This is a genomic window from uncultured Algoriphagus sp., from assembly GCF_963974835.1.
Classification (GTDB): Bacteria; Bacteroidota; Bacteroidia; order Cytophagales; family Cyclobacteriaceae; genus Algoriphagus.
Window position 1 is genome coordinate 86232 of sequence record NZ_CAXBET010000007.1, and the last position, 12297, is coordinate 98528.

The following is a 12297-nucleotide window of genomic DNA, read 5'->3' on the forward strand; positions in this document are numbered from 1 at the left end:
GTTTAATATACCTATTACCATCGAAATTAGCAGAACAAAGCTGGTGAGTTCAAACAAATGAATTCCCAAAACGAAAAAAGCCACTCCGAAGAGATCGGAATGGCTTTTCTTTTAAAGAAGAAAATACACTTTACTTGAAGCCTATCTCTTCCAATCCGCCATGGCTGATTTTGATGGCTTCCATAGGATCCAAACCAAAAGTTTGGTCTTGTTCTACTAAGTAAAACTCCATTCCGGACTTGTCTTTTTCTGCCAATATTCTTTTGAAATCAATATTACCTGTGCCGACAGGAGCAAAATTTCCTTCAGCATTCATGTCTTTTACGTGCCAAGCTTTAAATCTTCCCGGGTACTTTTCGAAGTAAGTCAAAGGATCAACTTCAGCTTTAGCCACCCAAAAAAGGTCCATCTGGAAGTTTACAAATTCAGGATTACATTTTTCTAATAGAAGATCTTCTATGACAGTACCGTCAGCCATCTTTTTAAATTCAAAATCATGGTTGTGGTAAAGAAGTTTGATTCCCGCTTGATTACATTTTTCTCCCAAGCTATTCATGATATTCACCAATTCATCTGGGGTTCCTTTCATCCCCATAGATCGGGTGGCTTGATCAAAAGTAAACATGCCCATAGGAGGGACAGGTATAACAAAGTATTCTATCCCAGCTGCCTTCACATCAGCGATCAATTGCTCAGCGTTCTCCATATTCAACATACCCATGTGGGCACTTTTAGCAGTCAGGCCAAGTGATTCCAGGTAAGATTTGAATTCAGAAGGAGTCATGCCATAGAATTTGCCATCTTCATAATTTGCTGCTTCTACATAAGCATAGCCTGCATCCGCTACTGCTTGAAGTGTGCTTTTGGGATTACTAGCCATGGAATCTCTTACTGTATAAAGTGCAAGTCCGCCGAAGCTTTCAGGTTCTTCTTGAACAACTTCTTGGGTCTCAGAAGCTACTTCAGTGTTTTTCTCAGTACTACACGCTGTAAAGCCAAGAGTCAAGGCCAGGAGTAATGAAAAGGTCAAATTAGAATTATGTTTCATAGGTTATCGTTTTTGATGCGTTCAAGATAGCTAAATCATAGAAATAATTCCCCCCTCGTTAAAGTTACTCTTAAAATGAGGGCAGAGAAAATTTGGTCACAGACAAACAAATAAGCTCAAATACGTTTGAAAGACTAAACCAACCCTACATTTACCATGACACATGTATTGAAAATATTAGACATACAACCAGTAACACACGATGTAAACCAATACACTTTGGAGAAACCTGAAGGATATGTTTTTATTCCTGGCCAAGCAACTGAAGTGGCAATTAATAAGGAGGAATGGAAAGAAGAGAAGCGACCATTTTCTTTCACTTCTTTGCCAGAAGAGGAACACTTACAATTCGTGATCAAATCCTACGCTGATCATGATGGCGTGACCAATGAATTACGCAAGATGGAAGTGGGTGACGAGTTAATTGTGGATGATGCTTGGGGAGCAATTCAATATCAGGGTAAAGGCGTATTTATTGCTGGTGGAGCTGGTATTACACCTTTTATCGGGATTTTCCGGGATTTAGAAATTAAAGATGAATTGCAGGGCAATGCCTTGATTTTTGCGAATAAAACGGCTAAAGATGTAATTCTTGAATCCTATTTCCGAAAAGCCCTCGGCAATAATTTTATCTCAATTTTAGATAAAGAACAGGCTGGCGGACATCAAAATGGAAGGATAGATAAGGATTTTCTCAAGACTCATGTAAAAGATTTTACACAGGAATTCTATATCTGTGGACCAGATCAGATGGTCCAGAATATCAGTAAAATTTTGGAAGAACTTGGTGCTAAGCCTGAAGCTATCACTTTTGAAAAGTAAAGCTTAATCTGATATTATGCTTTATAGAGACTTGTTGCCAAAACCTTTTTCACCAAAGGACCAATGGTCAGCCCCTGTCCAATAATCGAGAAAACTACAATTACATAAGTAACGGTGAGAAATAATTCCCGCTCCATTTGAGGTTCCAAGGATAGCGCCAAAGCAATTGAGATGCCGCCACGGATCCCTCCCCAAGTCATCATTAAACCGGTTTTAGGAATGAAATCCAATTTCTTTCTAAAGATTGCCACCGGTCCTGCAAGAGATAAATATCGGGCAAGCAATGCAATTGGTATAGCTATCAAGCCAAAAATCAAATATTCTCCAGTGGCTGTGATAACTAATAATTCGAGACCAATTAGTACGAACAATACTGCATTTAGTAGCACATCGATCAGCTCCCAAAATTTATCCACATAATTATGTGTGGTCTCTGACCATGCGATTTTTGGTGATTTATTTCCAATAAATATGCCGGCAACTACCACCGCCAATGGACCTGAAACGTGTAAATAATGAGCCAATCCTGAAAGACCCATTACCAGGGCCAGGGTGATGATTACTTCAGTTTCGTAATTGTCAATGACTTTCATTAGTCTAAAGGTCGCCCAACCTGTAATCAAGCCCAGGACGATCCCGCCTACCACTTCTTCCAGAAATAATAATCCTATTTCACTGGCATCTATCGAGCTGAGTCCTTTTTGGGCGATCTTAAAAATAACAAGGAAAACTACCACGCCCACACCGTCATTGAAAAGGGATTCACCCACAATTTTGACTTCCAGTTTTTTGGGAGCATTGGCATCTTTGAGAATCCCTAAAACAGCTATAGGGTCAGTAGGGGAGATTAACGCGCCGAAAAGAAGACAGTAGATGTAGTTTATTTCATGCCCGAAAAGAATGAAAATGTAGTACATCATGGTTCCCACTAAAAAAGTTGAAAGTACTACCCCGATCGTTGCAAAGGCAGCTATTGGTGCTTTCATAGCTTTCAGGGAATCTAATTTGGTATGAAGAGCTCCGGCAAAAAGGAGGAAGCTCAACATTACATCTAACAGTGCCGTTTCGAAGTCAATTGAGCCGATAAGCAACTCCGCTTCGTCTATAAAAAAATGATTGATTTTCCCTAAGAGCGTGATACCTACGGTAAATGCAATAGCAATAATCATCAGACCGATGGTAAAAGGTAGCTTCAGAAATTTGGTGTTGATAAAAGCAAAAGCTGCGGAAAGAACAATAAGTATAGTAATGATGGTAAAAATGTCCATAGGGAGTCGCTTGATAGATTGGTTTTTTCAAAGTACAATCATTTCATCTATTGACCAATTAAGGCTTTTATAAAAACCTAGCTCAAAAAGGTCAAAATCATTAAATTGGAAGTGATAAAATTTCCAATGGCTATGAAAATCAATAATTTATTAATCTTAGTTTTTTGTGTTTTAATGTCCTGCAACCAAAAAAGTGCGGAAGTAGAGAGTTCTGAAATAAAAAGTTCTACTATCCCAGAAGTAAATTATGATGAGCAGACAACACAACAGGTGGTAGACCATCACTTAGAGGCATTTATTGGAAATGATCTCGAAGAAGTGATGGCCGATTATATTGAAGAGTCTATTTTGGTCACACCTGACCGTACATATAGAGGTTTGGCAGAAATCCGTGAGAATTTCATAAATGCTTATGCTGCCTTACCCACAGATTCTACGTTGGTAACTGTATCCAAAAACATGGCTGTTAAAGATGTAGGGTATATCATTTGGAATGCAGATGCCCCCAAATTTGAATTTGAGCACTGTTCTGATTCATTTATCATTCATGATGGCAAAATTATCCGCCAAACTTTTATGGGAGTTGTCACTCCAAAATAACTAAACCTGATTATTCAAAGCCAAAAATCAGAGGAAAGATGAACAGAACAAACGCAGCCCAAATGAAGTAGATGGGGATGTATCGCACGATAGCTTTCCCTACTTCAATACTTTCATTAGCATTCTTTACTGTCTTGTAAAGTTTTGCAGCAATCATCAATAAGTGAATCAGCATCAACATATTACTTCCCAATACGGCCATTCTGTTTGGCGTAAAGCCCCATTCTGCTATTCTGAATAAGATTGCAGAAAGAGCGACTCCATTGACAATGATGGTGACGATGGACAGAAGAAATAAAATCCAGAAGCCAGTGCTATTCTTTTTCTTTTCAGCACTTTCAGCCACTGAGAAAAAGATCAGTGCCATTACTCCAATCAGTAGAGCATTGAAAATCAAAAGGAAATCCCGATCGGTGTAAGGGTTTTTTCCGGAAAAGACTATTGCTCCTAGGTAAATTACCAGCATTATTAATACTGCCGGGCTAAAGAGCTTAGCAATGATAGGGGAAACTTTATTTACCAACTGAGGATTGGTTTGAGTTAGCAACGTAGCCAAAATAGGGATGGCTGGAAGTCCAAAAACCACTAGATTTTCCTGGAAGAACTTTTCGATATTGATGTCTATCAAAGCAAAAAGTCCAAAGGTAATTCCCGATAAAATTCCTGCTGCTATTCCTAACAAGACAGACATCACGATCACATCTCCATTAAACCGGAGGAAATCCAGCCTCTTGGTCAGATTGTTTGGTTCATTTCCTGTAAATGCCACACCGATGAGAATCCAGAGCATTACTGGAAGGTGTAGACAGGCTAGAATGAGTATATCCGTTTCTTTATCCGGAAGTGAATTGATATAAATCAGACAGGCTACAGAGATAGCAGTTATGATTGCAATTGTCTTTGGGGCTAATTGGTTTCTCCAGGCAAAAAAGGCCGTCAGAAAGGGGAAGACTATGAATGCTATATTTCTCGGATAAAAGAAGTCTTCCGAAACAGAAAATGTAAAAGGAATCCTTGCGATCATTCCAGCGAGAAATGCCGAAATGGCAACAAAAAGGAAGTCATTTTTAGATCCCCATGAAATGGAATTGGATTCATAGGTTAGTCGTTCATGCCAGATTTTGGCAGTGATGCTATCAGTCATTTCGGGATAGACAGCTGTAAATGCGGTTTTAAAGCCCGATTTGTTTTTTCTGTAAAGATTTTCCAGATAGGCTGGATCATCGATGTGGTTTTTAATTCCTTGCTGCATGGTATGGATGGATAAGGTGTTTTTAAATGATAAGAGCTATTTCTTGGTGTAGGGGACTCCTGCTTAAATAGTGAATGCTAGTTTTTAATTGATCAAATCTCTCCAGACAAGTGTCGAGTGGATTTCCAATTGTATGGACGCATTCACAAAATTCAGATCCTGCTTCTCGGTTTTCAGTATTTTCAAATTGAGCATTACATGATTTTAATGAATTCTGTGGCATAACCTCATGTCCAAAAAAGGAATACAATACAGTAAAAACCATGGTTGAAGCAACACCTGCAAAAAACAGAAAGGGAAACTTTTTGTCGTATTTCACGGGCTTTGCGAAGCTTACCTCCTTCGAATATTGATTAAAAGGCAAGATGTATCTCAGTTTATCGTAGTGCCATGCTAGAATGTAGAGGTTGGCCAACACCATCAATGGAGACGTGACATAGGAGCCCACAAATCGAACTGCAAATGATAAAATCCAAATATTTACAATGATGGGCAGGTATAGTAAAGCCCCCATTAATACAGTGCGAGAAATAAGAAGTAGGATGGCAGCTAGCACCTGGGCCACTCCAATGAACGTGTAGTAATAGCCAGTGTGATGCAGGGCTTCCAGATAGGAGCCCATGGGATGTATCACAGATAAACCGCTGGCAAATCTTTCGCCTAGGATTTTCACCATACCCGCAACTATAAATGCATAGGCTAGCAGGATTCTGCATCCGAGTTGAAACAACCAGTGCCATCTGTTTTTCTTAATGCTGAAGTAATAGGATTCTAACTTTTCTGGTAAACTCGCTAGTGTCATTTTCTATTGAATTTATGGGTGTTCAAATTAATTTAGAAGAGAATGATTAGTCCCAAAGTCCAACCAGGCTAAAAGAAAAAACAGCACTTAGCCAGATTCCAATAAAATAGAAGAGTGTACTGAAAATGATTGCTCCCAGCTTTCGGGGACCAAAAGGGAACCAAACAAATCCCATGAGGTAGAAAAACAATCCACCGAATACGCCTCCCAGTGGAATAAATGTGAGGGGGACAAACATCCAGTTTTCGAATTCCGAACTCTTGACCAGAATGAGAAACATGAGCCATGAAAATGGAATACTAGCACCAATTAATCCGGCGATTATTGCAGATTTAGCTTGGATACCTTTTAGAAGTTTAATTTTAGTGTCCATGATTTTGAAAATTGAAAGCACTTTGTAATTCAAAGTGAAGTGTTAAATTTTTTTAGGTTTTGTTTTCGTTAATTAAATTTTCGAGGAATAACAGATGCTCCTCAAATGCTGTTTTACCCTGCGAAGTCGCCTCGTAGGTGGTCATTGTTTTTCTTCCTACAAAGCTCTTGTTTACAGAGATGTATTCTGCTTTCTCCAGGTTTTTCAGGTGAGAGGCGAGATTCCCGTCAGTCACCTCCAATAGTTCCTTAAATGAATTGAAATCATAATTTTCATTCACCATCAGGATGGACATGACCCGTAGCCGAACCACATTTTCAAATGCTTTGTCGTAATTCCCCTTCACCTTATCTGTCGTATTTGTAATACATCATCGCGCCATAGATGACATGCAAAACTCCAAAACCAACTGCCCAAAGAATCAAACCATAGCCGGGTAAGAAAGCGGCTATTAGGCCGAGAACAACCTGGCAATAACCTAGATATTTAATGTCATTGAGTGTGAAAGTGGAAGCATTCAGCAGGCCAAGTCCATAGAAAATCAATGTGGCTGGAGCGACTACTCCATAATGTTCTTTTAATAATAATGCCAGACAGAATATACCGCCGACTACAACCGGAATAAATAAGGCTTGAATAAATCGTTTACTTGCTGGCGTCCAGAACTTGTGAGCTTTTTTTCTGCTTTTGCTTTGACTCATGAGCCAGGCCGTACCAATGGAAAGAAGTAGGACAACTGCACCCGTCGCAAGTAATTTTCCTAAGATATCTTCTTGTTTGATTTCACTGATATTGCTTCCAAAGGGCATTTCTGGATAATAAACCCAAATATATGCCATTCCTGCGGCTATCAGGGCGTAAGTTCCAGCTAGTATCCCAGAAAGTCCACTTAGAGATAGGAAGCGGGTACTTCGCTCCATCATGGATTTGATTTCGGCTAACTCTTGTTCGGGTTTTCTCATGTTTAAAAGTACTTTGAGTTACAAAGTAAAATGAAAAATTCTAAATTTTATCAGAGTATTGAAATATATTTAGAAATTATTCTTCCTCTGGAACTGCCATGGTGTGATTTCCTGCAAGGAGGCATTTACCATCTACTTCTATATAAGTCCTCATAAAATGATATCGCGTAGGACTAGGATCTCTATCGACTAGGGTAAATCCCGTAACCACCGCCATATTGTCTGTGATGGCAACTTTGACATCGCTTTGTACTCTAGATCTGGTATTGCTTGTTCCATTTTTGGCTTGCTTCTCAGCTCGTTGCACTACATCTTTCTTGGTGTCAACCATTGATGCGTGGTTATGAACCCACACAAAATTCTCTGCGAGCGTGATTTTGAAAAATTCAGGGTCTGGTTTCAAGTTCATGGCTTCCCATTGAGCATCCAGAGTCAAAATAGTTTGTTCAGTCATGCAGGATTGCTGTGCCGAAGTAGAAAAATAAATAAAAAAGGAAAAGAATACGGATAAGATGAAGGTTTTCATGATGCTTAGCGAAATTTTAAAGTATTGTAAGTTTAGAAATTAACTCAGTAAATAAATCATTCCTATAAGAATACTCATCGCTCCAGTCAGCCAAAAAAGCCAATAGGTCTTTCTCCTGAGTGGATTCTTACCCCAAAAAGCAAGCGTAATTTTCATCATTAGCGGTCGATTTTTTGCCATCCAATTATAGCCGTGATCAGTGAGCTTTTGGAAGATTGAAGAATTCTCATACCACTTATGCCAGTGTTTATTGGGTTTATGGAAATAATAGAAAGTCCGGAATGCCGAATCAGGGCCACTAAAAACTGATCCATCCGGCTCTATGAGTCTGGAAGCTTTTTTAAATTCTTTGAGTGGGATGTCCGGAAAATCTCTCGCTACCTCTTGAAAAGTTCGGTAAGTCAACCCTTTCGTATTACTCTGCCATACCATGATCCAATATTTGCAAAAGCCGCATTCCCCGTCCCAAACAAATAAAGGATGAGTGGGTGGTTTTGAGGTTTTTAAATATTTGGTAAACATAGTTGGGTAATTAGCTGCCGTATAAGGTAGATTAAATAGTTTATTTTCAATCAGTAGGATTCCTTCTTAGAGACTAGAAATAGTTATTACAACTATACAAAGGGAATACGTTAGTGAATCATTTTTATTCTCCTTCCGTTATCAGACTCCTTGACTGCTAAATTAACGAAATGTGAATTTCAAAATCTCGATTTGTGAATGGCGGCAGGCAAAAGTATCTTTGTAACCTTAATCTTTAAAACCGATCTATAGTGGCAAATAAAACTGTTAAAGTTGGCTTGGTCCAGTTAAGTTGTTCTGCAGATGTGGCAGATAATCTTGAAAAAACCATCTCTGGTGTACGTGAGGCTGCGGCCCAAGGCGCTCAGGTGGTTGTACTTCAGGAGCTGTTCCGTTCCCTTTATTTTTGTGATGTAGAAGACTACGAAAACTTCAAGTTGGCTGAAGCCATCCCAGGCCCTTCTACGGATACCTTTGGTGCCTTGGCAAAAGAACTTGGCGTGGTCATCGTTGCATCCCTTTTTGAGAAAAGGGCAGAAGGCTTGTACCACAATACTACAGCAGTCTTAGATGCGGACGGTTCTTACCTTGGCAAGTACCGTAAAATGCATATTCCGGATGATCCAGGCTATTTTGAGAAGTTTTACTTCACTCCAGGAGATCTGGGCTACAAAGTTTTCCCAACGCGATTCGGGAATATTGGTGTCTTGATCTGTTGGGATCAGTGGTATCCGGAAGCAGCGAGAATCACGGCTTTGAAAGGAGCGGATTTTTTGGTGTATCCTACAGCTATCGGCTGGCACAAGGATCAAGATGGTCTGACTAATGACGAGCAATACGGCGCTTGGCAGACAATCCAGCGTTCGCATGCGGTAGCCAATGGTATTCCCGTGGTTTCCGTGAACCGTTGCGGAATCGAGGGGGATATGAAATTCTGGGGAGGATCTTTTGTTTCCAATCCTTTTGGAAGAGTATTATTTAAAGCTTCCCACGAAGAAGAGCAAATCCACGTGGAAGAGCTTGATTTTGCAGGTTCTGATAGATACAGAACTCACTGGCCTTTCTTGAGAGACCGTAGAATTGATTCCTATCAGCCAATCACCAAGCGATACTTGGACGAAGAATAGACATTCATGACAGATATCTTTGCACTTGCCAATTCGGGAGCCAAAACTCCCGCAGAATTGGGATATTATTTTCCTGCGGAATTTGCCCCTCATACAGCTACATGGTTGAGTTGGCCACATAAGGAGGAATCCTGGCCTGGAAAAATCGACACCGTTTACGCACCCTATTCCGAGTTTATCAAATACGTAGCGCTTGGCGAAATCGTCAATATCAACGTGGCAGATGAAGCCATGAAGGCTTTTGCTTTGTCCCATCTTGAAAAAGCAGGAGTAAACTTGGCAAATCTCCGTTTTCACTTTTTCCCAACGAATGATGCATGGTGCAGAGATCACGGACCTGCTTTCCTGGTTAATCCTGAAGCGGATGTAAAAAAGGTTTTGGTGAAATGGGATTACAATGCATGGGGAAATAAATATCCTCCTCATGATCTGGACAACCAGATTCCGATCAAAATCGCTGCTGAATTGGGGATTCCTTGTTTCAAACCAGGAATTGTTATGGAAGGTGGTTCGGTGGAGTTCAACGGAAAAGGGACGCTTTTGACCTCAGAGGCTTGCCTATTGAATGAAAATAGAAACCCACATTTGAACCAAGCTCAGATCGAACGCTACCTTCAGGATTATTACGGAGTAAACCATATTCTTTGGGTAGGAGATGGGATCATTGGTGACGATACCGATGGGCATATTGATGACATTACCCGCTTTGTCAATGAGGATACTGTGTTGACGGTGGTGGAGGAGAATAAGTCAGACGAAAATCATCAATTGCTACAAGAGAATTTGGAGAGATTACATAAGATGCGTTTGGAAAACGGTAAGCAACTGAATGTAATTGAGCTTCCAATGCCGGATCCAGTGGTTTGGGAAGATCAAAGACTGCCTGCTTCCTATGCGAATTTCTACATTGCTAATCATGCTGTTGTCGTTCCGACTTTCAGAGATAAAAAAGATCAGCAAGCGTTGGATATTATTTCAGATTGTTTCCCAGATCGAAAAGTAGTAGGAGTAGATTCCAAAGATATTATTTGGGGATTAGGTAGTTTCCATTGCTTGAGTCAGCAGGAACCGGCTGTATAGTTTGCAGTAGGCAGTCGCCGTCTTTAGTCTGCTTGGTAATTATTTCCGTCATTGCGAGCGGAGAGTGGCAATCCAGTTAAATAACATAAGATTGCTTCGTTCCCGAAAATTCGGGAATAACTGCCTCTTCGCAATGACGATGGCTTAAAACGATCTTAATGCTTGCGTATGTTCGTTTATAAGGAAAATCACCAATTATGCTTCGAATATTTCCTGTGCTATTTTTAACATTTTTGATTAGCTCTTGTGCTTTTCAAACTTTAAAAAGAACTAAAGATATCAACTACATTTCAGCCAATACCCAAGAGGATTTACCAAACAAGAGTTTGGATATTTATGCGGCAAAAAAGGCTGAGAAACTTCCTGTATTGGTGTTTTTTTACGGTGGAAGTTGGAAGTCTGGGAATAAGGAGATGTATCACTTTCTTGGAAATAGGCTAGCTAGGAGGGATGTGATCGTAGTGATTGCTGATTATCCTTTGTCTCCGGATTATGAGATTCCTGCTATGCAGAATGCGGCTTTGGCGGCTGTAAATTGGACTAAGGATAATATCGAAGGTTATGGTGGAAATCCAAACCAAATTTTTGTATCTGGGCATTCTGCAGGCGGGCACCTGGCCTCATTAATTGCTGTCAAAGAAGGTGGATTAGAGCCTTCAGAAAATGGAAAGAAATTGGCAGGTTCTATTTTGATTGATGCTGCGGGATTGGATATGTATGGTTATTTGGAGGAAACGAGCGAAGGAGAAGGTAAGAAGTACCTGAATGCATTTACAGATGATCCTGCGGTTTGGAAGGAATATTCTTCGATGTACTATTTGAAGGAAGATTTAGGGCCTATGTTGATTTTGGAAGGAGAAAGGACTTATCCAAGTATTCAAGCTAGTCGCATACGTTTTATGAAGCGGGTAGAAGAAAAAGTAATCGAAAATGTAACAGTGAAGATCTACCCTAAGAAAAAGCATATCCCTATGATCACACAGTTTTTATGGACTGGAAGTAGGGTCTATAAAGATGTCCTTGGGTTTATTGAGGAGAATTGATCTTTAAAAATTACTTTGTTAAGCTGTCGATCAACTCCTCAGGAGTAATTACTTGGAGGTAAGGCTTCGAGAGTTTGAGGAAATCTTTGTCAGAAGTGACAATGGCGTCCATGTGGTGATCAAGCGCAATTTGATAGAAAATAGCATCTTCTATATCAGCAAACTTCATTTCCAAAGCATTTTGAACATGGCTTTTTTTACCCTCTAAAAAGTCAAAATTAGGAATCAGGTTAGTTAATATTTCAGCAGTTTTTTCATAATCTAAAAGCTTCAGCAAAATGTAAGCACAGGTTTGAACCACTCCAGTAGTAATGAATCCTTGAATCTTTCCAGTTGACAAGTGATTTAATATTACTGAAAATTTTTCAGGGTCGGATGTTCTTTTAATACTGATATCGAGGAGTACATTTACATCAAAAAAGATCTTCATAGCCCATTTTTTTTGCTTTGGCTTTGTAATATTCTTCTTTGTAATCGTAATCGTCTGGAATATCAAATTTTGGTAAAGATTTCATGTATTCCACCAAACTCATTCCGTTTTTCAATTTTGGCTTTGGTTTGATTAGCGCTTCGAAATGCTCTTCCACAAGACTTGAAATACTCGTCTCATTCTGATCCGCGTAAGCCTTGATCTTATCCAGCAGATTTTCTTCTATGGTGATATTGAGTCTCTTCTTCATGTGGGTAGAATTATTTTAAAGGTCACATGGAATTTCGCATACTGGATAATCATCCAACCATATGACGATTTTGTTATGCTCGATTTCATAATTTATGCGCATGATCCTGTAATTATGCGCATGAATATATCAAATAGTTTTTAACTATTTGATAAACAGTAGTTAAAATTGTATGTAATCTTCCAGTTTTTC

16 protein-coding genes are annotated in these 12297 nt (G+C 39.6%); 5 read left to right on the forward strand and 11 right to left on the reverse strand.

From position 1 onward, the window contains the following. Window positions 1-130: 130 nt before the first annotated feature. Window positions 131-1048: a sugar phosphate isomerase/epimerase gene (locus AACZ73_RS14370; protein WP_339878873.1), complete on the reverse strand. Its 918-nt coding sequence runs from the start codon at window positions 1046-1048 to the stop codon at window positions 131-133. Window positions 1049-1204: 156 nt separating this feature from the next. Between AACZ73_RS14370 and AACZ73_RS14375 the strand changes: the two genes are divergently transcribed. Next, window positions 1205-1870 (forward strand): FAD-binding oxidoreductase, encoded by a 666-nt coding sequence (locus AACZ73_RS14375; protein ID WP_339878875.1) that lies wholly within the window; start codon window positions 1205-1207, stop codon window positions 1868-1870. Window positions 1871-1884: 14 nt separating this feature from the next. Here the strand turns inward: AACZ73_RS14375 and AACZ73_RS14380 are convergent, their stop codons facing one another. Next, window positions 1885-3138: a sodium:proton antiporter gene (locus AACZ73_RS14380; RefSeq protein WP_339878876.1), complete on the reverse strand. Its 1254-nt coding sequence runs from the start codon at window positions 3136-3138 to the stop codon at window positions 1885-1887. 132 nt (window positions 3139-3270) lie between these two features. Between AACZ73_RS14380 and AACZ73_RS14385 the strand changes: the two genes are divergently transcribed. Next, the gene (locus AACZ73_RS14385) at window positions 3271-3738 is read left to right on the forward strand and encodes a nuclear transport factor 2 family protein (protein ID WP_339878878.1); all 468 of its coding nucleotides are present in this window, start codon (window positions 3271-3273) and stop codon (window positions 3736-3738) included. Between the two features lie 10 nt (window positions 3739-3748). Here AACZ73_RS14385 and AACZ73_RS14390 read toward each other — a convergent pair whose 3' ends face one another. The 7 genes from AACZ73_RS14390 to AACZ73_RS14420 form a co-directional block, all read right to left on the reverse strand. Then, window positions 3749-4990 carry a hypothetical protein gene (locus AACZ73_RS14390; RefSeq protein ID WP_339878879.1) on the reverse strand — a complete coding sequence of 414 codons (1242 nt, stop codon included), beginning with the start codon at window positions 4988-4990 and terminating at the stop codon, window positions 3749-3751. Window positions 4991-5012: 22 nt separating this feature from the next. Continuing rightward, the gene (locus AACZ73_RS14395) at window positions 5013-5792 is read right to left on the reverse strand and encodes a DoxX family protein (RefSeq protein WP_339878880.1); all 780 of its coding nucleotides are present in this window, start codon (window positions 5790-5792) and stop codon (window positions 5013-5015) included. Window positions 5793-5838: 46 nt separating this feature from the next. Beyond that, on the reverse strand, window positions 5839-6165 hold the full coding sequence (locus AACZ73_RS14400; RefSeq protein ID WP_339878881.1) for a hypothetical protein: 327 nt from the start codon (window positions 6163-6165) through the stop codon (window positions 5839-5841). A 52-nt stretch (window positions 6166-6217) separates the two neighbouring features. Further along, window positions 6218-6511, reverse strand: a complete 294-nt coding sequence (locus AACZ73_RS14405) for a transcriptional regulator (protein ID WP_339878882.1) — start codon at window positions 6509-6511, stop codon at window positions 6218-6220. A gap of 1 nt (window position 6512) precedes the next feature. Further along, the gene (locus AACZ73_RS14410) at window positions 6513-7127 is read right to left on the reverse strand and encodes a hypothetical protein (RefSeq protein ID WP_339878883.1); all 615 of its coding nucleotides are present in this window, start codon (window positions 7125-7127) and stop codon (window positions 6513-6515) included. A gap of 76 nt (window positions 7128-7203) precedes the next feature. Continuing rightward, complete coding sequence (locus AACZ73_RS14415) at window positions 7204-7653, reverse strand: nuclear transport factor 2 family protein (RefSeq protein ID WP_339878884.1); 450 nt, start codon at window positions 7651-7653, stop codon at window positions 7204-7206. 39 nt (window positions 7654-7692) lie between these two features. Next, on the reverse strand, window positions 7693-8175 hold the full coding sequence (locus tag AACZ73_RS14420) for a hypothetical protein (protein ID WP_339878886.1): 483 nt from the start codon (window positions 8173-8175) through the stop codon (window positions 7693-7695). Between the two features lie 251 nt (window positions 8176-8426). Here AACZ73_RS14420 and AACZ73_RS14425 point away from each other — a divergent pair, with 251 nt between their 5' ends. From AACZ73_RS14425 to AACZ73_RS14435, 3 genes are all read left to right on the forward strand, one after another. After that, window positions 8427-9302, forward strand: a complete 876-nt coding sequence (locus AACZ73_RS14425; protein ID WP_339878887.1) for a carbon-nitrogen hydrolase — start codon at window positions 8427-8429, stop codon at window positions 9300-9302. Window positions 9303-9308: 6 nt separating this feature from the next. Further along, a complete protein-coding gene (locus AACZ73_RS14430; RefSeq protein ID WP_339878889.1) occupies window positions 9309-10382 on the forward strand; it encodes an agmatine deiminase family protein in 1074 nt (357 codons plus the stop codon). 197 nt (window positions 10383-10579) lie between these two features. After that, complete coding sequence (locus AACZ73_RS14435) at window positions 10580-11425, forward strand: alpha/beta hydrolase (protein ID WP_339878890.1); 846 nt, start codon at window positions 10580-10582, stop codon at window positions 11423-11425. 10 nt (window positions 11426-11435) lie between these two features. On the opposite strand, the gene AACZ73_RS14440 is transcribed toward AACZ73_RS14435, so the two are convergent. Together AACZ73_RS14440 and AACZ73_RS14445 are read right to left on the reverse strand one after the other, a co-directional pair. Continuing rightward, the gene (locus AACZ73_RS14440; protein ID WP_339878891.1) at window positions 11436-11855 is read right to left on the reverse strand and encodes a PIN domain-containing protein; all 420 of its coding nucleotides are present in this window, start codon (window positions 11853-11855) and stop codon (window positions 11436-11438) included. Then, window positions 11839-12105 (reverse strand): DUF6364 family protein, encoded by a 267-nt coding sequence (locus AACZ73_RS14445; protein WP_339868159.1) that lies wholly within the window; start codon window positions 12103-12105, stop codon window positions 11839-11841. The genes AACZ73_RS14440 and AACZ73_RS14445 overlap by 17 nt, the downstream gene beginning before the upstream one ends. Window positions 12106-12297 lie beyond the last annotated feature (192 nt).